Source organism: Bradyrhizobium sp. Leo114 (assembly GCF_055229415.2).
In genome coordinates this window covers 1-255 of the sequence record NZ_JBUYEN020000266.1, presented here as the reverse complement: position 1 = coordinate 255, position 255 = coordinate 1, and the positions used below count along the sequence as shown (strand labels likewise).

At 62.7% G+C, this 255-nt stretch carries 1 protein-coding gene; it reads left to right on the top strand.

Annotated features, from left to right (window positions below):
- Positions 1-255: transposase (locus tag ACZIRK_RS45680; RefSeq protein ID WP_474419910.1), on the top strand; the 255-nt coding region annotated here is incomplete at both ends.

The following is a 255-nucleotide window of genomic DNA, read 5'->3' as shown; positions in this document are numbered from 1 at the left end:
CGAGGCCGGCGCCGGGCCACAAGATCTATCCCTATCTGTTGCGCAACTTGACGATCGACCGGCCAAACCAGGTATGGGCGGCCGACATCACGTATCTGCCCATCGGCCGCGGCTTTCTTTATCTCGTCGCCATCATCGACTGGGCGAGCCGTGCGGTCCTGGCGTGGCGGTTGTCGAACACGATGGACGTCTGGTTCTGCGTGGCGGCGCTGGAAGAGGCGCTGGCGAAGTACGGCACGCCGGAGATTTTCAACA